Origin of the sequence: Pseudoxanthomonas sp. F11 (genome assembly GCF_037046485.1) — a bacterium.
In the GTDB taxonomy this organism is placed as follows: domain Bacteria; phylum Pseudomonadota; class Gammaproteobacteria; order Xanthomonadales; family Xanthomonadaceae; genus Pseudoxanthomonas_A.
The window spans coordinates 545,457-569,459 of sequence record NZ_JBANLZ010000001.1; the positions used below are offsets into that span (position 1 = coordinate 545,457).

Sequence of the window (24,003 nt, forward strand, 5' to 3'; positions counted from 1 at the left end):
GCTATATCACAATGCCAGTCCACCGCGGCGGTGCGCGCGGCCATGACGCAGGCGCCTGCCCTGTTCCCGTTGCTGCCCAGCGGCCTGTTCGGCCCCCTGGCGTCGCCCAACCGGGAACACTACTGGCTGCTGCTGTGCCGGCTGTTCGATGAGTTCTTCGGGCCGGACGCGCCGGTGCCGCCCAGCATGGGTTTCCAGCGCCGCGAGATCACCGCCGCGCTGGAGCGCTACCTGCTCGCCGACGACCCGTGGGAAGACGAGGACGGCGACACCCCGGACACGCCGCTGCCGGTCAGGGTCGGCAATATCTACGAGCGCTTCCGCGGCGCAGGATGGCTGCGGCAGGAGCGGGTGGGCGCGCGCGAGATGGTCACCATGCCGCCGGTCGTGCATCAGTTCCTCTCGCTGCTGGTCGAATTCGCCGAACACGGCCCGACCTTCGTCTCGGCGAAGATGCGCTCGATCGAGCACCAGTTGCAGCAGGTGGCCGAAGGCAAGGCCGCGGGCGACGCCCTGGACGAGGCCGCCGACCAGGCACGGCGGTTGCTGGTGTCGCTGTCCTCGATGAGCCTGCAGGTCCGCGACCTGATGCCGGAGCTGAGCAAGGCAGAATCCACCGCGCAATTCGCGCGCCAGTGGTTCGAACGCTACGTCAGCGAATTCTTCATCGGCGACTACGCCGAACTGCACAAGGGCGATCACCCGCTGGCGCGACGCAGCGCGATCCTGTCGATGGCGCAGCAGATCGAGACCGGCGAGCGCCGCACGGCGCTGCTGGCGTGGTACCGCGAGCATGTCGGCGGCGGCGACGCCGGGCGCGGCAGCCAGCGCTTTGCGCGCAGCCTGCGACGCCTGCGCGAACTGGACCGCATCGACGAATACCTGGGCCGGCTGGACGACGACATCCGCCAGGCCAACCGTCGCGCGCTCGCGTTCCTCGACTACCGCCTGCGCGCGCCCGACAAGCTGGACATCCTGCTGCGCCGCGCCTGCCGTGGCGTGCAGCATGCGCCGGAAGACGCCCTGCGCCTGCCGGTGGCCCCGGGCGCGCTGATGGACGCCAGCCGACTGCGCCCGCCGCGGCAGAAGCCGCAACCCATCCCGCGCAGCGCCAACGCCACGCAGCCGCCAACGCCGGAACAACTGGCCAGGCTCAGCCTGCTGCGGCGGATGAAGCGCGCACGGCTGGTCACCGCCGAGGACATGGCCCGTTACGTCGGCCCGCACCTGGAGACGACGGACGCCGTCGAATCGGGCGCGTTCTCCATCGCCAGCATCGAGGATCTGCGCGCCTACCAGACCCTGCTCACGCTCGCGCTGCGCAGCCATCGCGCAGGCGGCCTGCGGCGCGAAGACCCGCTGGGCCGCCTGCTGCGCGGCTACCGCGTCGAACTGCTCGACGCCGGCGGGCACGACGACAACGGCTACCTGCGCGCGCCACGCTTCGTCGTGCACCGCATCGGTACGCCCTCACGGAAAACCGCATGAAACGCAGCTGGAACACGCTCAGCCAACTCTCCAACGGCGTCTACGCCGTGCAGGACTTCGAACGCGCCGCCTACCGGCTGGTGGTGGAGCAGGTGCTGTATGCGAGCGATCGTGGCACCCGCCTCGCCTACCACCTGGTGGAAGACCACTTCGACGATTTCATCGCCGCGCTGGCACCGCTCGGCATCCGCCTGGAGCGCAACGCCCACTACCGCTACGTGGTGGCGCTGCCCGCGCACGCCGAAGGCGTACCGGTGACGCTCGCCGAAACCCTGTTGCTGCTGGTGCTGCGGCAGCGCTACGACGAAGCGATGCGGCAGGGCATGGTGGAGGACGAAGGCGTCGTCACCGTCGAATTGCCGGAGCTGCAGGAGGCCTATCAAGCCCTCGCGGGAAGGCCGATGCCCGATGTCGGCACCCTGCGCGAACTGGCCCGCACGCTGAAGCGCTGGGGCACGTGCCGGCTGGTGGAGTCGGAACCGGACGATCCCCAGCCGTTCCACCTGCAGGTGCGGCCGGCCATCGTCGAGATCGTCGGCGAGCAGTGGCTGCAACGGCTGGACCAGCACAACCGCGACGACGATGCCGACGCGAACGACAACGACGACGTCACGGAGGACGGCGATGCAGCAGCTTGAACGCGTGCACCTGGTGCAGTTCTTCCTGTTCGAGGCGCAGACCTTGGAACTGGACCCCACCACCGCCATCATCGCGCCCAACGGCGCGGGCAAGAGCGCATTGCTCGATGCGCTGCAGATCGTGCTGCTGGGCGGCGACCGCAGCCGTATCCGATTCAACGCGCAGGCCGGCGGCAGCCATCGCGCGCGCACCATCCGCGACTACTGCCTGGGCGTGTTCCGCAGCGGCGACGAGGGACGTAAGCGGCGCACCGCCACCACCTACATCTCGCTGGTGTTCCGCGACACCGACACCGGCGAAGTCCTGACTGCCGGCATCGCCCTGGGCGCCTCGGTGGACGAACCCGACCATCGGCTGCACGGGCTGTATCTGCTGCCGGGCGTGGCGCTGGAGCTGGCCGACCACGTGGAACAGGTCAAAGGCAAGGAACTGCCGCTGGCCTGGGCGACCTTCCGCGAGATGGCGCTGCGCCGCTGCAAGGCGGCCGGCGGCACGCCCGAGTTGCACACTGTCGCCGAGCGCTTCGTCAAGGACCTGTTGCTGCGCCTGCGCGCTTCGCCTACCGCCAACCCCGACCTCAATGCCTACCGCAAGGCCTTCCTCAACGCGCTCAACCTGCAGCGCGTGGAGGACGTGGATCTGTTCGTGCGCACGCTGGTCGCCGAGGATCGGCCTACCGACATCGCCCGCTTCCGCGCCTTGCTGGAGAGCTTCCGCCAGATCCGCGACCGCATCGAACAGGTGCGCCAGCGTATCGAGGCCGCCGAGGGCGTCGAGCGGCAGTACGACCGCATCGCCACCCAGGCCGTGCGTGCCGCGTCCTACCGTGCGCTGGCCGCCGAGTACGCGCGGGATCTGTACGGCGAACAGCTGGAGCGCGCCGAAGGCGCGGTCACCACTGCGGAAGACGCCCTGGTCGACACCCGCCGCCGCCTGGTCGACGCGCGCGCCGAGCGCGACACCCTGCGCGATGAGCAGGCACGCGCAACCGCCCGCCTGCAGGGGAGCAGCGGTTATGGCGAACAGGCGCAGCTGGACGAACTGGCCGGCCGCGACCGCGAACGTCTGGCCCAGTTGAACAAAGAACTGCTGCGCGAGATCGGTTTCGTCCGCGACACCTTCCGCCAGCTCGACGCGCTCGCACTCGGCGGTATCGAGGCGGGCGCCGTGGATGCCGCGCACGCGGACTGGGATGCCTGGCACGCGGCACTGTCGTCGTTGGCCGATGGGGACGCGCTGCCGTGGACGCCGGAAGACCTGTTCGCGCGCGCACGCCAGGCGCTGCGCGCGGCAGAACCCTTGCGCGAGAAGGTCGACCAGCACGCCCGCCAGCTGCACGCCGCCCACGACAAGGCACGCGATGCCCTGCTGGCCGCGCGGCAGAACCAGAAGCGACTGGCCGCCGGCCAGGCGGAGCTGCACGCCGATACCGTGCGGCTGATGAGCTATCTGCGCGAGGCCGGCATCGATGCCCGCCCGGTCTGCGACCTGGTGCGGGTCGCCGATGCCGCCTGGCAGCCGGCCATCGAAGCCTACCTGCGCAGCAACGTCGAGGCGCTGCTGATTCCCGCCGCGGATGAGGAGCGCGCGGTCAAGCTGTATCGCAGCCTGTCCGGCGGGCGCTCGGTCTATGGCGTGAAGCTGGCCCTGTCCAGTCAGGCGCGCGATGTGCGCGGCAAGGAGGCGGTGTCAGGCAGCGTCGCCGCGCTGCTGGACGGCGTCAACGCCGACGCCCTGGCGTTCCTGCGCCGGCAACTCGGCGAACTGCGCTGCGTGGACACCGAAGCCGAGCTGGTGCGCAGTCGTCAGGGCCTGACCCGCGATGGCCTGCTGGCCCGCGGCGGCAGCATCGAGCGGCTGCGCCTGCCTGCCGCCGGCGAGCTGCGCATCGGCGCGTCCGACAACCGGGCCCGTTTGCGCGTGCTGCACGAAGAGATCGAAAAAGCCGAACGCGAGGTGCGCGAAATCGAGCCCTTCCTGCGCCGCACCGACGAGAGCCAGCGCAGCCTGGCACGGCTGGCCGATGCCGATGCGGTGGCGCAGGCGCTGCACGAGCGCGCGATCGAGCACCGCCAGGTCGCAGGACGCTACCGCACCGCGCAGGAAAGCCGCCTCGCCGCGCTGGATCCGGACCTGCTGCGCCTGTCCGACGCGGTACGCACGCTCGCCGTGCAACTGGGCGAGTGCGAGACGCGTACCGACGCGCTGGTCGGACAGGAAGCCGTGGCCGTGGCCGACCTGGACCGCAGCCGCCGCCTGCTCGCAGGCCTGCGCGAGCAGGAGGAACGGGTCGCCCGCCGCGCCGTGGACGCCTTCAAGGATCCCGATGTCGACCCCAACCTGATCGAACGGCACCGCGACGAGTTGGACGCGAAGGTCGAGTCCCTGGAGGAGCGCGGGGCCAGCTGCGAACGACGCGCCGACGAGAGCGACCGGCAGCTCGCCAAGCTGCTGCCGGAAGCCTGGAGTGCGCTGGCGCAGTATGCGCGCGACCACAGCCTGGACGTTGACTTCGACGCCAACGCCTGGCGGCCGGCGCTGGCGCTGCTGCAGCGCGAGCTGACCCAGCTGCGCGATACCGACCTGGTGCGCTACGAAGGCGAGGCGCGCCAGGCCTACGACACCGCCGTGGACACCTTCCGCGCCAGCGTCGCCGCCGCGCTCAACGACAACTTCATCCGCCTTCGCCAGCAGATCGCCACGCTCAACCGGACGTTGCGCAGCAGCCCGCCGTTCTCCAACAACGAGCGCTATCAGTTCCACTACGACGTGGTGCCCGAGTTCCGCGAACTGGAGCGCTTCATCCGGCGCGCCGTGGATGTCGGCGGCGAGGACACCCTGTTCGGCACGGCCGGCGAAGTACCGTCGGCGTTCCGCGACCTGATCGAGGACGGGGCCGCGGCGCGTACCGCCACCTCGCCTCTGGACGACTATCGCCGCTTCTTCCGCTTCGAGGTGCAGATCCGTCAGGACGACACCGTGATCGGCACGCTCAGCGAGCGCATGCGCTCCGGTTCCGGTGGTGAGCACCGCGCGCCGCTGTACGTGATCGCCGGTGCCGCACTGGCGGCGGCCTACGGCAAGAGCGAGGCGCATCCGGGCGGCATGGGACTGATCCTGCTGGACGAGTTCGGCGACAAGATCGACGCGCAGAACGCGCGCGCCACCACCAACTACCTGCGCTCGCTGGGGCTACAGCTGGTGCTGGCCGCACCCGACACGGCGCAGGGCACGCTGAGCGGCGTGCTGGACAGCTATATCGAACTGTTCCGCGACGGCGACCTGCTGCAAGCCGAGCGCATCGAAGTGCAGGCCGCCGCGCGCGCGCTGCTGCTGTCCGACCAGTTCGACCTGCATCCGGACCTGCTGACCGAAGAGACCGCGCGCATCGAAAGGCAGCAGGCACCGGCGTGAGCGATGCGCGGCGCGTGCTGGAGCGGCTGCTGCGCAAGGGCGAGCGCGCCCGGCTGCGCGGCGATGCCACTCCCGCCTCGCTGCCGATGACCGAAGCCAGCGCGCGCGACTATGTGTCGCTGCGCACGCTGGCCGAACGCGAGAACTTCCACGCGCAGGTGGCCCTGGCGGAGCGCGCCGGCGCGATCGCCGTCCAGCGCGAACGGCATCGCGGCGACGGCGACCGCCTGCTAAGGCTCACGGTGATCGATCTCGACGTGCTGGCCGGCCATCTGGGCGTAGCCTTGCTGGACGCCCGCGTCCGCGAAGCCGCCGGGGTGCTGTCGCCGTGGCGGCCGCACTTCCCCGTGCTGGACGACGTGCTGGCCGCATGGCGGGCCGACCGCAGGGTGCGCGGCCACGGTCCGGAAGCGGCACCCGATCTGGCCGACGCCGCGCTGGCGGTCCACGCCCGCCGCGCGGACGAATCCCACGAACGCATCCTCCGCCGCGAGAGCGCACGTCTGTTCGCCGGCCGTCCGCTCGCGAGCAAGCGGTTGGAGCAGATCACCCCCTGGTTGGATCTGCTGGCGAGTGGCCAGCTGGCAGCCGACGGTCCGCTGGAGAAAGAGCACGTCTGGGCCTCGCTGGGCCTGCGCCGCGAACCACAACCGCTGCTGGTCGCAGGCACCGGCACGCTGCTGCTAGGCGGCGATGCGGCGCTGCCGCTCGCCACGACCTTCCTCGGCGTACCGCTCGACGCCGTACAGGGCGTGCGGACGGACGCCGCTTGCGTCCTGAGCGTGGAGAACCTGGCCAGCTTCCACGACGCCGCCCGCGCGGCGGGTGCCGACCGCATGCTGGTGGTCTACACCGGCGGCATGCCGTCTCCGGCTTGGCGGCGCGCCTACGCCCGACTGCTGCGTTCGCTGCCCCCGGACATGCCGCTGTGGCACTGGGGGGACGTCGACGAAGGCGGCTTCCGCATCGCCGCCGTGCTGGCGGACACGGTGGCCGCCACCGGACACCGGTTGCGGCCCTGGCGCATGTCGCCGGCCGCACTCGCGCGCGCGGCGCTTCCCGGGGTATATGTGCCGGACGCGGCCGTCCTGGGCGCCATGTGCCGATGGGCCGAGCGCGCGGGCTGGGACGGCATCGCCGCCGAACTGCGTTCGCACCCGCTGTGCCTGGAACAGGAAGCCCTACCCGCCGAACTGCCCCACGCCCCCCACGCACCCTGACCCCACCTCCGCGCATGCGGGTGCTTGCGTGCCCCCGCGATTCGCGGCATCGTGCGTCCTTCCATACGCAAGCGTATCCATCGCCCGCATGACGTCGACCGCCATCGAATCCCCGCCCTACCCCCATCTGTTCACGCCGCTGGACCTGGGTTTCACCACGATCCGCAATCGGGTGCTGATGGGCTCGATGCATACCGGGCTGGAGGACCGGGCGAAGGATTTCCCGCGGCTGGCGGCGTACTTCGCCGAGCGCGCGGCCGGCGGCGTGGGCCTGATCGTCACCGGCGGCTTCTCGCCCAACCTGGTGGGCTGGCTGAAGCCATTCGGCGGCAAGCTGTCCTGGCCCTGGGAAGCCCGGCCGCACAAGTTCGTGACCAAGGCGGTGCATGAACACGGTGCCAAGATCTGCGCGCAGTTGCTGCATGCGGGGCGCTATGGCTACCACCCGCTGACGGTGGCGCCGTCGAAGATCAAGGCGCCCATCAATCCGTTCACCCCGCGCGCGTTGTCGGCGCGCGGCATCGAGCGCCAGATCAACGCCTACGCCAACGCGGCGAAGCTGGCGCGCGACGCCGGCTACGACGGTGTGGAAATCATGGGTTCGGAAGGCTATTTCATCAACGAATTCACCGCGCCGCGCACCAACAAGCGCAACGATGCCTGGGGCGGCACCCCGGAGAAGCGCATGCGCTTCGCGGTGGAGATCGTGCGTCGCGTGCGCGAGGCGGTGGGCCCGGACTTCATCATCATCTACCGCCTGTCGCTGCTGGACCTGGTCGAAGACGGCAACCAGTGGGACGAGATCGTCCAGCAGGCCAAGGCCGTAGAAGCCGCCGGCGCCACGATCATCAACTCCGGCATCGGCTGGCACGAGGCACGCGTGCCGACCATCGTCACCTCGGTCCCGCGCGCGGCCTTCGTGGACGTGACCGCCAAGCTCAAGCCGCACGTGCGTGTGCCTCTGGTGGCGACCAACCGCATCAACATGCCGGAGGTGGCCGAGGGCATCCTCGCCGCCGGCAAGGCCGACATGGTGTCACTGGCGCGCCCGCTGCTGGCCGACCCGCAGTGGGCGGACAAGGCGCGCCGCGGCACTCCGCAGGCCATCAACACCTGCATCGCCTGCAACCAGGCCTGCCTGGACCACGTGTTCGAGAACAAGCTGGCCAGCTGCCTGGTCAATCCGCGCGCCTGCCACGAGACCGACCTCACCTACAAGAAGACCTTCGCGCCCAAGACCGTCGCCGTGGTCGGCGCCGGTCCCGCCGGCCTGGCCTGCGCGACCATCGCCGCCGAGCGCGGCCACCGCGTCACCCTGTTCGACGCGGCCGACGAGATCGGTGGCCAGTTCAACTACGCCAAGCGGATTCCAGGCAAGGAGGAATTCCACGAGACGCTGCGCTACTTCCGCCACCGTCTGGAGGAAACCCGGGTGGAGGTGAAGCTGTCGACCCCGGTGACGGCGGCCGACCTGGCCGGCTTCGACGAGGTGGTGCTGGCCACCGGCATCATCCCGCGCAGGGTCGCTTTCCCCGGCGCCGACCACGCCAAGGTCGTCAGCTACGTGGACGTGCTGTCCGGCCGGGTGACGGTGGGCGCACGCGCCGCACTGATCGGGGCCGGCGGCATCGGCTTCGACGTGGCCGAATACCTGACCCACGAGGGCCATTCGCCCTCGCTGGACCCGGCCCGCTGGATGGCCGAATGGGGCGTGGACCCCACCTTCGAGGCCCGCGGCAGTCTGGTGAAGCCGCAGCCGGAACCGCCGGCCCGCGAGGTCTGGCTGCTGCAGCGCAGCCCCGGCAAGCCGTGCGCCCGCCTGGGCAAGACCAGCGGCTGGGTGCACCGGGCCACGCTGAAGGCCAAGCAGGTGAAGATGCTGGGTGGCGTGGAGTACCTGGGCGTGGACGACGCCGGCCTCCGTATCCGCGTGAACGGCGCCGAGCAGGTGCTGCCGGTCGACCACGTGGTGGTCTGCGCCGGTCAGGAACCGCGCCGCGAGCTGCAGGCCGGCCTCGTCGCGGCGGGCAAGACGCCCCACCTGATCGGCGGCGCCGACGTGGCCGCCGAACTCGACGCCAAGCGCGCCATCGACCAGGGCAGCCGGCTGGCCGCCCGCCTGTAAGGCCCTCGGCCTACCAGGCAGCCGACACACCCGCTCTGTAGGAGCGCCCCATGGGCGCGATGCTCTTCGCGTACCCTGAGCAACGGCATCGCGCCCATGGGGCGCTCCTACAGGGGTTAGACGGCACCGTCAGGCAACGCGCCGGCGCTTGTCGCATCCGTCGCGGGCAGTACAGGTGCGACGCACCTCACAATTTCCAGCCAGATCCCGCCCCCCGCCGTCAAGCCTGCCCGTTCAGGCCAAGTTGGGACGCCCCCCCCTACCTTGCGCGCACTTTCCGGCCCGCCGCCCAGTTCAGGCGGGCTGAGCCCGGCGCTCGGACCCCCTCGGGGTCTGGCCTTGCCGGTCCCCGGGCAGCCCGTGTGAAGGCTGCCTCCCCATAACGCCCTAGCCGCGTCCCCTCGATGTCCTTCCCCGCGTAGTGGGGAGAGGCAGGGGCGCGGGAAAGACGGAGCAAGGAGTTCCCATGAAACTGGCCTGGATCCTATGGCTGTCGCAGATGTTGCCGCAGCCGGCCGCCGATTCGCTTTGCCTCAGCACCACCGTGTACCTGGAAGCCCGCGACCAGACCCTGCGCGGCCAGCAGGCCGTCGCCGAGGTGGCCCTGCGCCGCCGCGACAGCGGCCTGTGGGGCGACTCCGTCTGCTCCGTGGTCACCGCCCGCAAGCAGTTCGCGCCGACCATCGTCGGCCCGAACACCCGCCTCAGGAATTCCGACGCCTGGGCCAAGTCGGTCAGCGTGGCGCTCAACGCCGAGCGCAACTGGGCCCTGCCGCCCGGCCAGCGCAAGGAGATCGTGCCGGGTGCCAGCCACTTCATGGCGCACCAGATCGCCAATCCCAGCTGGCGAAACGCCTACCACGTGGCGACGATCGGCGACCACACGTTCCTGCGCGTGCAGAAGCTCAAGCCCCGCTCCTAGAAACCAACGCTTCCGATTGCAGGGCGCTCCACGCAGCCGTCAGGCCAACGAAGCCGAACCCGCATGGCACCTACTCCCCTCTCCTCCCGGGAGAGGGGAAGGGGTGAGGGTTGGGCCGCCGCGATACTTGTCGTTCGTACGCAACACGATCCGTTGCACCACGCATCACGCTGCACACCTTCAAGGCCCGCGATAATCGCGGGCCTTTCTTTTGCCCACGGGGACACCATGAAGCTCTATACCAAGCCCGGCGCGTGCTCGACCGCCGACCATATCGCGCTGCAGTGGACGGGCCAGCCGTTCGACGTGCAGGTGATGACGGCCGCCGAGATGAAGGAGCCGGCGTACCTGGCGATCAATCCCACCGGCGCGGTGCCCGCCCTCGTCGATGGCGATTTCGTGCTGACCCAGAACGCGGCGATCATGGGCTACATCGCCGACACGTATCCGCAGGCGCATCTGGCCGGCGATGGTTCGCCGCAGCAGCGCGCGCAGGCGGCCAAGTGGCTGGCCTTCGTCAATTCGGACCTGCATCCGGCGTTCCATCCGCTGTTCGGGCCGGGGCGATTCATCGGCGACGAAGCACAGTTCGATGCGGTGAAGGACGCAGCGCGCCGGCGTCTGCGCGGCATGTACGAAACCGCCGACAAGCAGCTCGAAGGCCGCGAGTGGCTGGCCGGCTTCCGCAGCTTCGCCGATCCCTACTTCTACATCACCTTGCGCTGGGCCGAGCGCACCGGCGTGGACCTGTCGGGCATGCCGAACATCGCCGCGTTCAAGCAACGCATGCAGGCCGATGCCGGCGTGCAGACTGCGTTGAAGGCCGAAGGCCTGGCCTGACCTCGAAAGACCCGCGTCAGGCCACCGACGCTCGCACGTCCTCCAGCCAGCGGGTGGCGAAGGTATGGTCGCGCGCCTTCGTCATCGCCGTGGCGATGTCGGGCAGCAGGGCTTCCAGGTCGTCCGCGCTGGCGCAGCGCTCGACCTTGAGCTGCAGGAAGTAGCCCTTCAGGCCGATGTGCGCGCGGATGTCGTCGGTGATGCGCGAATACAGCAGGTTGTAGCGCTCGGCGGGGGTCATGGTCGCCGCGGACGCGCCGTCGTTCGATCTCGTGGCGGTCACCGCGGCCAGCATCGAGGCGGCACCGGAGCGGCGCTCGATCAGGCCGTCCGCCGCCAGTTGGCCCAACGCATCGTCGGGCGCATGCAGGCCGCTCATCATGGCCAGCAGTTCGTCGTCGCTGCGCTGGCCGTCGACCAGCAACAGGATCGAACGCAGTCCCGCCGGCAGCTTGCGCGTGCGCTGCTGCATCTCGTTGCGTCCGGCCTCGGTCTTGCTCCATCTGGTCTGCATGGCATCCCCCCACGCCGCGCGGTGGGCCCCTCCCACGGCTACGGCGTTCCCCTGTCCGCCAGTAGTACCGCGGTGCGGCCGCCCGGGGCTGCCACACGGGTCACACAAACGACACGGGGCCGCCCGACCTTGGTCGAAACGGCCCCGCGGTTCGGCGGCGCGGACCTCAGCGCTGGTCCAACGGAACGAATTCCAGATCCTCAGGACCCGTGTAGTTGGCGCTGGGACGGATGATCTTGCCGTCGATGCGCTGCTCAATGACGTGCGCGCTCCAGCCGCTGGTGCGCGCGATGACGAACAGCGGCGTGAACATCGCCGTCGGCACGCCCATCATGTGGTAGCTGACCGCGCTGAACCAGTCCAGGTTGGGGAACATCTTCTTGATGTCCCACATCACCGACTCCAGCCGTTCGGCGATGTCGTACATCTTCATGTTCGACTGCTCGGCCGACAGGTCCTTCGCCACCTGCTTGATGACCTGATTGCGCGGGTCGCCGACGGTGTAGACCGGGTGACCGAAGCCGATCACCACTTCCTTGCGCTCCACGCGCGCCTTGATGTCGGCTTCCGCTTCGTCGGGCGACTCGTAGCGCTTCTGCACTTCGAAGGCCACTTCGTTCGCACCGCCGTGCTTCGGGCCGCGCAGCGCGCCGATGCCGCCGGCGATGGCCGAATACATGTCGCTGCCGGTGCCGGCGATGACACGGCAGGTGAAGGTGGAGGCGTTGAATTCGTGCTCGGCGTACAGGATCAGCGAAGTGTGCATGGCGCGCACCCAGGACGCGCGCGGCTTCTCGCCATGCAGCAGGTGCAGGAAGTGGCCGCCGATGGAGTCGTCGTCGGTCTCCACGTCGATGGCGCGGCCGTTGTGGCTCCAGTGGTACCAGTACAGCAGCATCGAACCGAGCGAGGCCATCAGCTTGTCGGCGATATCGCGCGCGCCCGGATGATTGTGGTCGTCCTTCTCCGGCGACACACAGCCCAGCACGGACACGCCGGTGCGCATCACGTCCATCGGGTGCGCGGACGGCGGCAGTTCCTCCAGCGCGGCCTTCACCGCCGCCGGGATGCCGCGCAGCGCCTTCAGCTTGGCCTTGTACGCCGCCAGTTCGGCGCGGTTGGGCAACTTGCCGTGCACCAGCAGGTGGGCGATCTCCTCGAACTCGCTGGTCGTGGCGATGTCGAGGATGTCGTAGCCGCGGTAGTGCAGGTCGTTGCCGCTGCGGCCGACCGTGCACAGCGCGGTATTGCCCGCGGCGGTGCCGGACAGGGCGACGGATTTCTTCGGCTTGAAGCCGGGTGCGGGTGTGGTTTCGCTCATGGTGGACTCCCTACGTCACTTCTTTGCGGAAAACAGGGTATCGAGCTTCTGCTCGAAGGCGTGGTAACCGATGCGGTCGTACAGTTCCTCGCGGGTCTGCATGTGGTCGACCACGTTCTTCTGGTGGCCGTCGCGGCGGATCGCTTCGTACACGGTCTCGGCGGCCTTGTTCATCGCGCGGAACGCCGACAGCGGATACAGCTGGATCGCCACGCCGACCGAGGCCAGTTCCTCGCGGGTGAACAGCGGCGTCTTGCCGAATTCGGTGATGTTGGCCAATACCGGCACCTTCACCGCATCGACGAAACGCTGGTAGGTGGGCAGGTCGTAGGCGGCCTCGGCGAAGATGCCGTCGGCCCCGGCCTCGACGCAGGCGATGGCGCGCTCGATGGCGGCGTCCACACCTTCGACCTGAATGGCGTCGGTGCGCGCGATCAGGAAGAAGTCCGGATCGGTCTTCGCATCGGCGGCCGCCTTCACGCGGTCGACCATCTCGCCGGCCGACACGATTTCCTTGCCCGGGCGATGGCCGCAGCGCTTGGCGCCCACCTGGTCCTCGATGTGGCAGGCCGCCGCGCCGGCCTTGATCAGCGACTTCACCGTGCGCTCGATGTTGAACGCGCTGGGACCGAAGCCGGTATCGATGTCGACCATCAGCGGCAGGTCGCAGACATCGGTGATGCGGCGCACGTCGATCAGCACGTCTTCGAGCGTGTTGATGCCCAGGTCGGGCAGCCCGAGCGAACCTGCGGCGACGCCGCCGCCGGACAGGTAGATCGCCCGGTAGCCGGCGCGCTTGGCCAGCAGGGCGTGGTTGGCGTTGATCGCGCCGATCACCTGCAGCGGCGATTCGGCGGCGAGCGCGGTGCGGAATTTCGCGCCAGCGGAAACGGAACTCATGGGAACTCCTCTCGATCTGGCGCCCGCATGTGCCGGCCGCCGGAGGTGCGTGAAGGGTACGCCCCTCTTCGGGAAGCAAATCTGGCACCATCCGCAGGGTTGATCAATCTTGATCGAACGAATCAATATTTCCACATGGCCTCTGCGACCGACCTCCTGTCCGCCCGCGACACCTGCCGGCTGCTGGGTATCAGCCAGGCCACGCTGTACGCCTATGTAAGCCGCGGCCTGCTGGAGTCGCGCCCGGGCAAGGACCACCGCAGCCGCCTGTATCTGCGCCAGGACGTGGAGCGGCTGGCCCAGCGCAAGCAGGTGGGGCGTGGCGCGGCCCGGGGCGCCGCGCAGAGCCTGGACCGAGGCCTGCCGGTGCTGGAGACGCAGATCTCCCTGATCCGGCCGGATGGCCCGTACTACCGGGGCCGGTCGGCCATCGGCATGGTCCACGACGGCGCCACGCTGGAAGATGTCGCCCGCCAGCTCTGGGATTGCGGCGAGGAGGATCCTTTCACCGCGCTCTCGCTGGCCCGGTGGCCGGCCGTGGTCGCGCCGCTCGCGTCCGATGCTTCGCTGCCGCCGCTGGAACGCGCGATGGCGGCCATCCCACTGCTCGCGTTGGACGTGCGCCACTCCTTCAATTCCGCGCCCCGCGTGCGCCACGAGATCGCCGCGGGGCTGCTGCGCCACAACGCGGCGCTGCTGGTGGCCCAGCCGCCGTCCGATGCGCCGGTGCACCGCGTGCTCGCGCAGGCCTGGCATCCGGGCGACGACGGCTTCGCCGACCTCGTGCGCGCCGCGCTGGTGGTCTGCGCCGATCACGAACTGAATGTCTCCGCGTTCGCCGCGCGCGTGGTCGCCTCCACCGGTGCGCACTTGCACGCCACCGTCTGCAGCGGCCTTGCCGCACTCTCGGGGCCGCGCCATGGCGGCGCCACGGCGCGCGCGTACGCGCTGATCGCGGACGCACGCGAGGCCGGGCATGCGCGCCGCTTCATCAGTGAACGCTGGCAGCGCGGCGACGATCTTCCCGGCTTCGGCCACGCGCTGTATCCGCAGGGCGATCCGCGCGGCGCCGAGCTGCTGGCACGCGCACGCGAACGCCACGCAGGCGAGCGCGAAATGGCCGCACTGGAAACACTGATCGCGGCGACCGAGGACATCAGCGGCCTGCGACCGAACATCGATTTCATGCTCGCCGCGATCTGCCACCTCAACCGGCTGCCGGCGACGCCGGCGCTGGTGATGTTCGCCGCAGGACGCCTGGCCGGCTGGCTGGCGCATGCGCTGGAACAGCAGGCGCAGGGCCGCCTGATCCGTCCGCGCGCCCGCTACACGGGCATCACGCCGGCGGCGTGATACCCGCGCGCGGGTTTGACATCGCGGACGCATGCAGGGACCCTGCGGATGTCCGCCCACCGTGTCGCTTGCAATGCGCCCTTCCCTCCTCCTGTGCCTGCTGTTGACGATGATGACGCCCACCACCATCGCCCGGAACGCCGACAATCCTCACGCACCGACCGCGGCCTCCACGCCGGTGCCGCCCCCGCCTGCCTGGTTGCCCGCCCTGGAGGCGCGCTACGACGCCGAGTTGCGTGCTGCCGGGCTCGACGACCGTGTGTTCACGGCCGAGCACTGGTGGACCGTGACCACGCCGCTGCTGGAGCGCACGCGCGGTTTCCATGTGGAAGACATCGGCCGCAGCGTGGAGAACCGTCCGCTGCGCCACGTGCGCTGGGGCGAAGGCAGGACGCAGGTGCTGCTCTGGTCGCAGATGCATGGCGATGAGAGCACGGCCTCAATGGTGCTGTCGGACCTGTTCCGCTTCCTCGGCGAACACCCGGACGATCCGCAGGTGAAGGCGCTGCGCGCGAACACCACGCTGCATGTCCTGCCTATCCTCAATCCTGACGGCGCCGCGCGTTTCCAGCGCCGCAACGTGCAGGGCATCGACATCAACCGCGATGCGCGCATGCTGGCGACGCCCGAAGCACGCACGCTGAAGGCGCTGTACGACAAGGTGAAGCCGATGTACGGCTTCAACCTGCACGACCAGCGCGTCGGCTACCGCGCCGGCGACTCCGATCGCGGCACCGCCATCGCGTTGTTGTCGCCGCCGTACAACCACGCCGCCGACGTCAACGATGTGCGTGCGCGCGCCATCGAAGTGGCGGGCGTGATCCGCACGGCGCTGGAACCCTACCTGGCCGGCCATATCGCACGCTGGGATGAAACCTTCGATCCGCGCGCGTTCGGCGACCTCACCACGCAGTGGGGCGCCAGCACCGTGCTGATCGAGGCCGGCGGCATCGAGGGCGACGTGCAGAAGCAGCGCCTGCGCAAGCTCTACTTCCTCGGCCTGGTGGCGGCACTGGACAGCATCGCGACCGGCAGCCACCAGGGCGTATCGCCTGCGCTCTACCGCGAACTGCCGGAGAACGGCGACGTGTGGCCCGACCTGTTGGTGCGCGGCGGCACGCTGGCCGTGCCGGGCCGGCCCCCGATGAAGGCCGACCTGCTGGTCAACTTCCGCAACCCATTGATGGAAACCGACGGTGCGATCGCCGATGTCGGCGATCTCGGCAGAAAGAAGGCGCGCCGCACCATCGACGCACGCGACCTGTTCATCGTGCCGATCCCGGGACATGCGGGCGAACGCACGCGGATCGAAGCCAACGACGAAGGCGACAACGACGAGCCGCCCTCGCCTCTGCCGCTCACGCCGGGCGCGAGCGCGCACTTTGTGCTCAGCCGCGATCCGCAGGGCCGCGACGTGGTGTGGACGCTGGATGGCAGCGTGGATCCGGCGGCGCCCTCGCCACCCGCACGCTGATCTTCAGCTACCGACTTCCGGCCCGCGCTTCAGCGCGCGTTTCACTTCCTCCAGCGCGTTAGGATCGTCCAACGTGGACAGGTCGCCGGGATCGGCGCCCTGCGCCAGCGCCTGCAACGAGCGCCGCAGCAGCTTGCCGGAGCGCGTCTTCGGCAGGGCATTGACGATGTAGACCCGCGCCGGCCGCGCGACCGCGCCCAGGCTCTGCTCCACCGTGCGCCGCATGCCATCGGCGGCCTGCACGCGTTCGTGCGGTTCGTCGGTGGCGTGCCGCAGCGTCGCGAACACCACCGGCACCTGCCCTTTCAGTTCGTCGGCCACGCCGATCACGGCGGCTTCCGCCACGGCCGGGAAGCCCGAGACGGATTCCTCGATCTCGCGCGTGCCCAGGCGATGCCCGGCGACGTTGATGACGTCATCCGTGCGGCCGAGGATGAAGGTGTAGCCGTCCTCGTCGCGGATCGCCCAGTCCAGCGAGCTGTACAGCAGTTCCTTGAAATGGCTGAAATAGCTGGAGATAAAGCGTGCGTCGTCGTTCCAGATCGTCGTCATGCAGCCCGGCGGCAGCGGCGGCTGCATGACCAGCACACCCTTCTGCCCGGGCCCGACATCCTCGCCGGTGCTCTCGTCGATCACCCTCATGCGATAGCCGAGATTCGGGAAGCCGGGCGAACCGAACCGCACCGGCTTCATGTCCAGGCCCGGCAGCAACGTCAACGCGGGCCAGCCGGTCTCGGTCTGCCAGTAGTTGTCGATCACCGGCTTGCCCAACGCATCGGTGATCCAGTGCGCAGTGGGTTCGTCCAGCGGCTCGCCCGCCAGGAACAGGTATTTCAGCTCGGACAGATCGTGGCGCTTGATGAAGTCGATGTCGTGCTTCTTCAACACGCGCACCGCCGTCGGCGAGGAGAACATCGTGCGCACGCCGTACTGCTCGCACAGCGCCCACCAGATACCGGCATCCGGATGGGTCGGCAGGCCCTCGTAGAGCACCGAGGTGGCGCCGACGATCAGCGGGCCGTACACGTTGTAGGAATGCCCCACCGCCCAGCCGACGTCCGAGGTGGAGAACATCACCTGCCCGGGCCCCACGTCGAACACCGTGCGCATCGACAGCGCCATGGCCACGGCATAGCCGCCGACATCCCGCTGCACGCCCTTGGGCTTGCCGGTGGTGCCGGAGGTGTAGAGCAGATAGCTGGGCTCGTTCGATTCCAGCCATTCGACCGGCACCTCGGCACCGCCGACGGCGGCACGCAACGTGGCGTAGTCTTCGTCGCGGCCCGCCACCTTCGGCTCGGCCGCATCCAGCCCGCGCGAGACGATCAGCACCCTGGCCGGCGGCGTGGCGGCCTTCGCACAGGCTTCGTCCACCAGCGGCTTGTACGGGATCACCTTGCCGCCGCGGCTTCCCGCATCGGCAGCGATCAACAGCTTCGGCTGTGCGTCGTCGATGCGCAGCGCCAGGTTGTGCGCGGCGAAGCCTCCGAACACGACCGAATGCACCGCGCCGATGCGCGCGCACGCCAGCATCGCGAACACGGCCTCGGCCATGTTGGGCATGTAGATGACCACGCGGTCGCCGCGGCCGACATCGAGCTTTTTCAGCACCGCGGCGAAGGCGTTCACCTCGCGGTAGAGGTCCCGGTACGTCAGCTCGCGGGTGACATCGGTCTCGGTGGACACCGCCACCAGCGCCAGCTGATCGCCGCGTTCGGCGAGGTGGCGATCCACCGCGTTGTAGCAGAGATTGGTCTGCCCGCCGACGAACCAGCGGCGGAACGGAGGATTGGAATAGTCCAGCACCTGCTGCGGTGACACATGCCAGTGGATGGCCTTCGCCTCCTCGCCCCAGAAGGCCTCGGGCTGCTCGATCGAGCGCCGATAGACGTCTTCGTATGCCATGTGATCCTCCCAGATCCGACAGCCGGGACCAGCATAGACCTGCCCTGTCGCGGCCACCTTCCTACCTTGGTCGCATGGCGCCCCCTGGAGGCATCGACACGCGTCGCTCGTCACGCGTCGCAATGCGCCCGGAGGGTGAACCATCGGAGTGGCGATGCGCGATGCCGCAAAAAAGAACGCCGGGCATAAGCCCGGCGTTCTTCGCACTCATTGCAGGCCGCGATCAACCCAGCAGATGCGCCACGCCGCTGCGCTCTTCTTCCAGTTCGCCCAAGGTCTTGTCGATGGCGGCCTGGCTGAAATCGTCGATCGGCAGGTCCTTCACCATGGTGTACTCGCCGTTCTCGGTGGTGACGGCGAAGCCGAACATCACGCCTTCCGGGATGCCGTAGCTGCCGTCGGACGGGATGCCCATCGTCACCCACTTGCCGTTGCTGCCCAGCACCCAGTCGCGCACGTGGTCGATGGCGGCGTTGGCGGCCGAGGCGGCCGAGGACAGGCCACGCGCCTCGATGATCGCGGCGCCGCGCTTGCCGACCTGCGGGATGAAGGTGTTGGCGTTCCAATCGGCGTCGTTGATCTTGTCCTTCAGCGACTGGCCGTTGACCGTGGCGAAGCGGTAGTCCGGGTACATGGTCGGGCTGTGGTTGCCCCACACGACCAGCTTTTCGATGTCGCCCACGGCCACGCCGGCCTTGTTGGCCAGCTGCGACAGTGCGCGGTTGTGGTCCAGGCGCAGCATGGCGGTGAAGTTCTTCGACGGCAGGTCCGGCGCGGACTTCATCGCGATGTAGGCATTGGTGTTGGCCGGGTTGCCGACCACCAGCACCTTGACGTTGCGGCTGGCGACCTTGTTCAGCGCCGCGCCCTGGGCGGTGAAGATTTTGGCGTTCTCCAGCAGCAGGTCCTTGCGCTCCATGCCCGGGCCGCGCGGACGCGCGCCGACCAGCAGGGCCACGTCGGCGTCCTTGAACGCGACTTCCGGATCGTCGGTACCGACGATGCCGGCCAGCAGCGGGAACGCGCAGTCTTCCAGCTCCATGATCACGCCCTTCAGCGCGGCCTGGGCCTTCTCCAGCGGCAGCTCGAGCAGTTGCAGGATGACCGGCTGGTCCTTGCCCAGCATTTCGCCGGAGGCGATGCGGAACAGCAGCGCGTAGCCGATCTGGCCAGCGGCGCCGGTGACGGCAACACGGACGGGGGTTTTCATGGTGCGGACTCCTTTGGAAAGCGGGAACGGGGACCTGGGAACGGGAAATGGAACATCGCGGGCAGCGTCGCGCGGAACCTTCATTCCTGGTTCCCCGTTCCCTGTTCCCGCCGTACTTGTTACTTCAACTCGGCAAAGAATTCCTGGAAACGCTGCAGGCCCGGCGCGAGCTGCGGCGTCGGACAGGTGTAGCTGATGCGCAGCGCGCGCGGCTCGCCGAATGCCGAACCCGGCACGCAGGCAACGCCCTTGGCGTCGAGCAGCGCATTGCAGAAGTCGACGTCGTTTTCGATCTTCACGCCGTTATGCGACTTGCCGAAGGCGCAGCTGATGTCCGGGAACACGTAGAACGCGCCCTGCGGACGCGGGCAGACCACGCCGGGAATCGCATTCATCGCAGCGAGCACCTGGTCGCGCTTGGCCTGGAACTCGGCGTTCTTCGCGGCTGGCACGTCCTGCGGACCGGTCAGCGCGGCGATCGCCGCGGCGGTGACCACTTCCGGCACGTTGGTGATGTGGTTGGAATTCATCGTGGTCAGCGCCTTGGCGACCGCCTCGGGGCCGGCCATGAAGCCGACGCGCCAGCCCGGCATGCCGTAGGTCTTGGACAGCGAATCGACGAACACCGTGCGGTCGCGCAGTTCCGGTCGCGCCTGCACGAAGTTGGTGTAGACCAGCCCGTCGAACAGCATCCGGTTGTAGATGTCGTCGGTGACGATCCAGGTGTCCGGATGCTTCACCAGCACATCGGCCAGCGCGGCGACTTCCTCGCGCGTGTAGACCATGCCCGTCGGGTTGGACGGGTTGTTGAACAGGAAAACCTTCGGCGTGTGCGTCGCCAGCGCTTGGTCCAGCTGTGCCGGCGTCAGCTTGTAGTCCTGGCTGGCCGGACAAGGCAGCGGCACCGCCTTGGCGTTGACGATGTCGGCGATGTCGGCGTAGGTGGTCCAGTACGGCGACGGGTAGACGATGGTGTCGCCTTCGTCCAGCAGCGACTCGGCCAGGTTGTACAGGATGTGCTTGGCGCCGATGCCGGTGGACACGTTGGCACGCGTGTAGCCCGTCAAGCCCAGCGCCTCGATGTGCTGCAGGAACGCGTCCAGCAGCGCGTCGGTGCCGCGGTTGCTGCCGTACTGGCCGGAGTCCTTCGCCAGCGCGTCGCGCGCGGCCTGGTAGACGTGATCGCCAGGCAGGAAATTGGGAACGCCGATCGAGAAGCTGATGATGTCGCGGCCTTCGGCCTTCAGCTTCTTGGCCTTTTCGGCCACCGCCATGATCGCACTGGGCTTGGCGCGACCGATGCGCCGGGCAAGCAGGGGCATTGCACAACCTCGCGTGGAAAGGTCAGGGAGGGTCGCCGCCGTCTTTTTGCGGCGCAAAATGGTATCACGGCCCCTCGCCGCGACCGGATGCGCCAAAGGTCCAAGGCGGCGGGTGCGGCCGCCTTGGATGGAGCCCAGGATCAGGCGCTCAGGAAGCGGTTCCACTCCGCCACGCGCTCGGCCTTGGCGGCCAGCACGGCGTCGGCATCGCCTTCGATGGTGACCTTGGTGATCAGGTCGCCCTGCTTGACGGCATCGACCACGTCCAGGCCTTCGGTGACCTTGCCGAACACGGTGTGCTTGCCGTCCAGCCACGGCGTGGGCACGTGGGTGATGAAGAACTGGCTGCCGTTGGTGTTGGGGCCGGCATTGGCCATGGACAGCACGCCGCGCTCGTGGCGCACGCCGTTGGTGGTCTCGTCCTCGAAGCGGTAGCCCGGGCCGCCACGGCCGGAGCCTTCCGGGCAGCCGCCCTGGATCATGAAGTCGGCGATCACGCGGTGGAAGTTCAGTCCGTCGTAGAAGCCACGCTTGGCCAGGTTGACGAAATTGGCCACCGTCAGCGGCGCCTTGTCGGGGTAAAGCTCAATCTTGATGGGGCCGCGCGAGGTATCGAAGGTAGCGGTCAGCTGACTCATGGGGTGGTTCTCCAGGGTGAAAAAAGGGAAACGGGTGGCGTACCACGCCGGCAGTGGCTACCCGGGTGCGGCCGAGCCCGACATCGGGTCGGCCACGAGACTATGGAAGCGCCAGACGCCCCCTCCCCGCCCAACAAGGGGCCGGATGGGGGAGCGGCGACAGGTCGAGGCCGGGGATGCAGGCCTTCCCTTTGCGAGATCACGGCGCCAGTCCGGGATTTCAAGGGAAGACCGTCGTCGGCGGCGTTCGTTCAGTGTTCTCCGGCAAATCAGGTGCTTAGGGCTCGATAGCCCGCTATAATACGCCGCCTTCTTTCCTCCCCGTCCTCGCGCCCTGCCCCTTCGAAGGGGGTATCCGGGTGCGTTTTTCCGATCCCAGAATCCATGTCCATCCAAAACCTCCGCAATATCGCGATCGTCGCGCACGTCGACCATGGCAAGACCACCCTCGTCGACCAGCTGCTGAAGCAGTCCGGCACCCTCTCCGAGCGCACCGTGCTGGCCGAACGCGTTATGGACAGCAACGATCAGGAAAAAGAGCGCGGCATCACCATCCTCGCCAAGAACACCGCCATCACCTGGCGTGAGAACCGCATCAACATCGTCGACACCCCCGGACACGCCGACTTCGGTGGCGAAGTCGAGCGCGTGCTGTCGATGGTGGATACCGTGCTGATCCTGGTCGATGCGATGGACGGCCCCATGCCGCAGACCCGCTTCGTCACCCAGAAGGCCTTCGCGATGGGCTTCAAGCCGATCGTGGTGGTGAACAAGATCGACCGCCCGGGCGCTCGCCCGGAATGGGTCGTCGAGCAGGTGTGGGACCTGTTCGACCGCCTGGGCGCCACCGCCGAGCAGATGGATTTCCCGATCGTCTACGCCTCGGCGCTGAACGGCTACGCCAGCCTGGACCCGGAGGTCCGCTCCGGCGACATGACCCCGCTGTACGAAGCGATCATGCAGCACGCGCCCAAGCCCGACGTCGACCCGGAAGGCGCCTTCCAGATGCGCATCAGCCAGCTGGACTACAACAACTTCGTCGGCGTCATCGGCATCGGCCGCATCCAGCGCGGCACGCTGAAGAAGAACATGCCGGTTGCCGTGATCGACCGCGAAGGCAAGAAGCGCCAGGGCAAGGTCCTGCAGGTGCTGGGCTTTCTGGGCCTGGAGCGCATCGAGCAGGAAACCGCCGAGGCCGGCGACATCGTGGCCATTTCCGGCATCCAGGACCTGACGATCTCCGATACGGTCTGCGCGCTGGACGTCCCGGAGGCGCTGCCGGCGCTGACGGTGGACGAGCCGACCATCAGCATGACCTTCCAGGTGAACAACTCGCCGTTCGCCGGCCACAAGGACCTGTCCGGCGGCAAGTTCCTGACCAGCCGCCAGCTGAAGGAACGCTTGGAACGCGAAACCGTGCACAACGTGGCGCTGAAGGTCGAGCAGTTGGAGGATGCGGACAAGTTCCTGGTCTCCGGCCGCGGCGAACTGCACCTGTCGGTGCTGATCGAGAACATGCGCCGCGAAGGCTACGAGCTGGCCGTGTCTCGCCCTGAGGTCATCATCAAGGAGATCGACGGCCAGCTGATGGAGCCGATCGAACAGCTCGTCGTCGACGTGGAGGAAGTCCACCAGGGCGGCGTGATGGAGAAGCTGGGCACCCGCAAGGGCCAGCTGAAGAACATGGAACCCGACGGCAAGGGCCGCGTGCGCCTGGACTACGAAATCCCGGCGCGCGGCCTGATCGGCTTCCAGAACGAGTTCAAGACGCTGACCCAGGGTTCGGGCCTGCTGTTCCACGTGTTCGACCACTATGGCCCGAAGGAACAGGGCGCCATCGCCAAGCGCCTGAACGGTGTGATGATCGCCAATGCGCCGGGCGCCACGCCGGCGTACGCGCTGGGCCCGCTGCAGGAGCGCGGCAAGCTGTTCGCCGCCGAAGGCGACAACGTGTACGAAGGCCAGCTGGTCGGCATCCACTCCAAGGACAACGACCTGACCGTCAACGCCATCAAGACCAAGCCGCTGACCAACATGCGCGCCTCGGGCAAGGACGACGCCATCCAGCTGACCCCGGCGATCAAGTTCTCGCTGGAGCAGGCGCTGGACTTCATCGACGACGACGAACTGGTGGAGATCACGCCGAAGGAAATCCGCCTGCGCAAGAAGCTGCTGACCGAGAGCGACCGCAAGCGCGCCTCGCGCGCGGCGTAACCGCCGCCCGCGCCTTGGACGACGCCGCCTACAATCCCGACCCCAAGGCGCATCCCGGCCTGCACGCCATCGCCCTGTTCGAGGGCGCCAAAGGCGTGCTGGCCCTGGCCTTCGCCGGCGGCCTGCTGGCGTTCGGCCCGGAACGCCTGCGCGAGAGCGTGCAGGCGATCGTCACCCGTTTCATCCCCGACGCCGGTCCCGGCGTGGTGAGCCAGTGGATGGCGCGCATCAATCCCGAATCAGTCCACGTGGCCGCCCTCATCATCGCCGTGTATGCGGGCATGCGCCTGCTGGAGGCCTGGGGCCTCTGGCGCGCACGCGCCTGGGCCTCGTGGCTGGGCTGCATCGGCTCGGCCGCCTACCTGCCCCTGGACGTGTATGCGCTGTACCACCACCGGGGCTGGCATACCTGGGCGCTGCTGCTCGTCAATCTGGTGATCGTGTGGGTGCTCTGGCGCGATATCCATCGTCGCCGGTCGATTTGACGCGCGGTGCGGGGGCTGC

18 protein-coding genes are annotated in these 24,003 nt (G+C 68.6%); 11 read left to right on the plus strand and 7 right to left on the minus strand.

Features of this window, described 5'->3' with window-relative positions:
* Positions 1 to 42 precede the first annotated feature (42 nt).
* From V8246_RS02750 to V8246_RS02780, 7 genes are all read left to right on the plus strand, one after another.
* On the plus strand, positions 43 to 1,488 hold the full coding sequence (locus V8246_RS02750; protein WP_336187823.1) for a Wadjet anti-phage system protein JetA family protein: 1,446 nt from the start codon (positions 43 to 45) through the stop codon (positions 1,486 to 1,488).
* On the plus strand, positions 1,485 to 2,126 hold the full coding sequence (locus tag V8246_RS02755; RefSeq protein WP_336187824.1) for a DUF4194 domain-containing protein: 642 nt from the start codon (positions 1,485 to 1,487) through the stop codon (positions 2,124 to 2,126). Before V8246_RS02750 ends, V8246_RS02755 begins: the two co-directional genes overlap by 4 nt.
* Complete coding sequence (locus V8246_RS02760; protein ID WP_336187825.1) at positions 2,113 to 5,541, plus strand: SbcC/MukB-like Walker B domain-containing protein; 3,429 nt, start codon at positions 2,113 to 2,115, stop codon at positions 5,539 to 5,541. The genes V8246_RS02755 and V8246_RS02760 overlap by 14 nt, the downstream gene beginning before the upstream one ends.
* Positions 5,538 to 6,761 carry a Wadjet anti-phage system protein JetD domain-containing protein gene (locus V8246_RS02765; protein ID WP_336187826.1) on the plus strand — a complete coding sequence of 408 codons (1,224 nt, stop codon included), beginning with the start codon at positions 5,538 to 5,540 and terminating at the stop codon, positions 6,759 to 6,761. Before V8246_RS02760 ends, V8246_RS02765 begins: the two co-directional genes overlap by 4 nt.
* 88 nt (positions 6,762 to 6,849) lie before the next feature.
* Positions 6,850 to 8,886, plus strand: a complete 2,037-nt coding sequence (locus V8246_RS02770) for an NADPH-dependent 2,4-dienoyl-CoA reductase (protein ID WP_336187827.1) — start codon at positions 6,850 to 6,852, stop codon at positions 8,884 to 8,886.
* Between the two features lie 466 nt (positions 8,887 to 9,352).
* Positions 9,353 to 9,808 carry a cell wall hydrolase gene (locus V8246_RS02775; RefSeq protein WP_162109763.1) on the plus strand — a complete coding sequence of 152 codons (456 nt, stop codon included), beginning with the start codon at positions 9,353 to 9,355 and terminating at the stop codon, positions 9,806 to 9,808.
* A 228-nt stretch (positions 9,809 to 10,036) separates the two neighbouring features.
* Positions 10,037 to 10,648, plus strand: coding sequence for a glutathione S-transferase N-terminal domain-containing protein (locus V8246_RS02780; protein ID WP_336187828.1), 612 nt, complete (start codon positions 10,037 to 10,039; stop codon positions 10,646 to 10,648).
* 16 nt (positions 10,649 to 10,664) lie between these two features.
* Here V8246_RS02780 and V8246_RS02785 read toward each other — a convergent pair whose 3' ends face one another.
* From V8246_RS02785 to prpB, 3 genes are all read right to left on the minus strand, one after another.
* A complete protein-coding gene (locus tag V8246_RS02785; RefSeq protein ID WP_336187829.1) occupies positions 10,665 to 11,162 on the minus strand; it encodes a hypothetical protein in 498 nt (165 codons plus the stop codon).
* 166 nt (positions 11,163 to 11,328) lie between these two features.
* A complete protein-coding gene (prpC, locus tag V8246_RS02790) occupies positions 11,329 to 12,483 on the minus strand; it encodes a 2-methylcitrate synthase (protein ID WP_336187830.1) in 1,155 nt (384 codons plus the stop codon).
* Between the two features lie 15 nt (positions 12,484 to 12,498).
* Positions 12,499 to 13,383 (minus strand): methylisocitrate lyase, encoded by an 885-nt coding sequence (gene prpB, locus V8246_RS02795; protein ID WP_336187831.1) that lies wholly within the window; start codon positions 13,381 to 13,383, stop codon positions 12,499 to 12,501.
* A 135-nt stretch (positions 13,384 to 13,518) separates the two neighbouring features.
* Between prpB and V8246_RS02800 the strand changes: the two genes are divergently transcribed.
* Both V8246_RS02800 and V8246_RS02805 read left to right on the plus strand, forming a co-directional pair.
* A complete protein-coding gene (locus tag V8246_RS02800; RefSeq protein ID WP_336187832.1) occupies positions 13,519 to 14,736 on the plus strand; it encodes a citrate synthase family protein in 1,218 nt (405 codons plus the stop codon).
* A gap of 73 nt (positions 14,737 to 14,809) precedes the next feature.
* A complete protein-coding gene (locus V8246_RS02805) occupies positions 14,810 to 16,210 on the plus strand; it encodes a M14 family zinc carboxypeptidase (RefSeq protein ID WP_336187833.1) in 1,401 nt (466 codons plus the stop codon).
* Between the two features lie 3 nt (positions 16,211 to 16,213).
* Here the strand turns inward: V8246_RS02805 and prpE are convergent, their stop codons facing one another.
* The 4 genes from prpE to V8246_RS02825 all read right to left on the minus strand — a co-directional run bounded on the left by prpE (position 16,214) and on the right by V8246_RS02825 (position 21,285).
* Positions 16,214 to 18,115 (minus strand): propionate--CoA ligase, encoded by a 1,902-nt coding sequence (gene prpE / locus V8246_RS02810; protein ID WP_336187834.1) that lies wholly within the window; start codon positions 18,113 to 18,115, stop codon positions 16,214 to 16,216.
* 223 nt (positions 18,116 to 18,338) lie between these two features.
* Positions 18,339 to 19,325, minus strand: a complete 987-nt coding sequence (locus V8246_RS02815; RefSeq protein ID WP_336187835.1) for a malate dehydrogenase — start codon at positions 19,323 to 19,325, stop codon at positions 18,339 to 18,341.
* A 119-nt stretch (positions 19,326 to 19,444) separates the two neighbouring features.
* Complete coding sequence (locus V8246_RS02820) at positions 19,445 to 20,647, minus strand: pyridoxal phosphate-dependent aminotransferase (RefSeq protein WP_336187836.1); 1,203 nt, start codon at positions 20,645 to 20,647, stop codon at positions 19,445 to 19,447.
* 140 nt (positions 20,648 to 20,787) lie between these two features.
* Positions 20,788 to 21,285, minus strand: a complete 498-nt coding sequence (locus tag V8246_RS02825; protein WP_187574534.1) for a peptidylprolyl isomerase — start codon at positions 21,283 to 21,285, stop codon at positions 20,788 to 20,790.
* A 384-nt stretch (positions 21,286 to 21,669) separates the two neighbouring features.
* Between V8246_RS02825 and typA the strand changes: the two genes are divergently transcribed.
* Entirely contained in the window at positions 21,670 to 23,499 is a 1,830-nt protein-coding gene (typA, locus tag V8246_RS02830; protein WP_336187837.1) for a translational GTPase TypA, read from the plus strand.
* Positions 23,500 to 23,513: 14 nt separating this feature from the next.
* Positions 23,514 to 23,984, plus strand: coding sequence for a DUF2127 domain-containing protein (locus tag V8246_RS02835; RefSeq protein ID WP_336187838.1), 471 nt, complete (start codon positions 23,514 to 23,516; stop codon positions 23,982 to 23,984).
* Positions 23,985 to 24,003 lie beyond the last annotated feature (19 nt).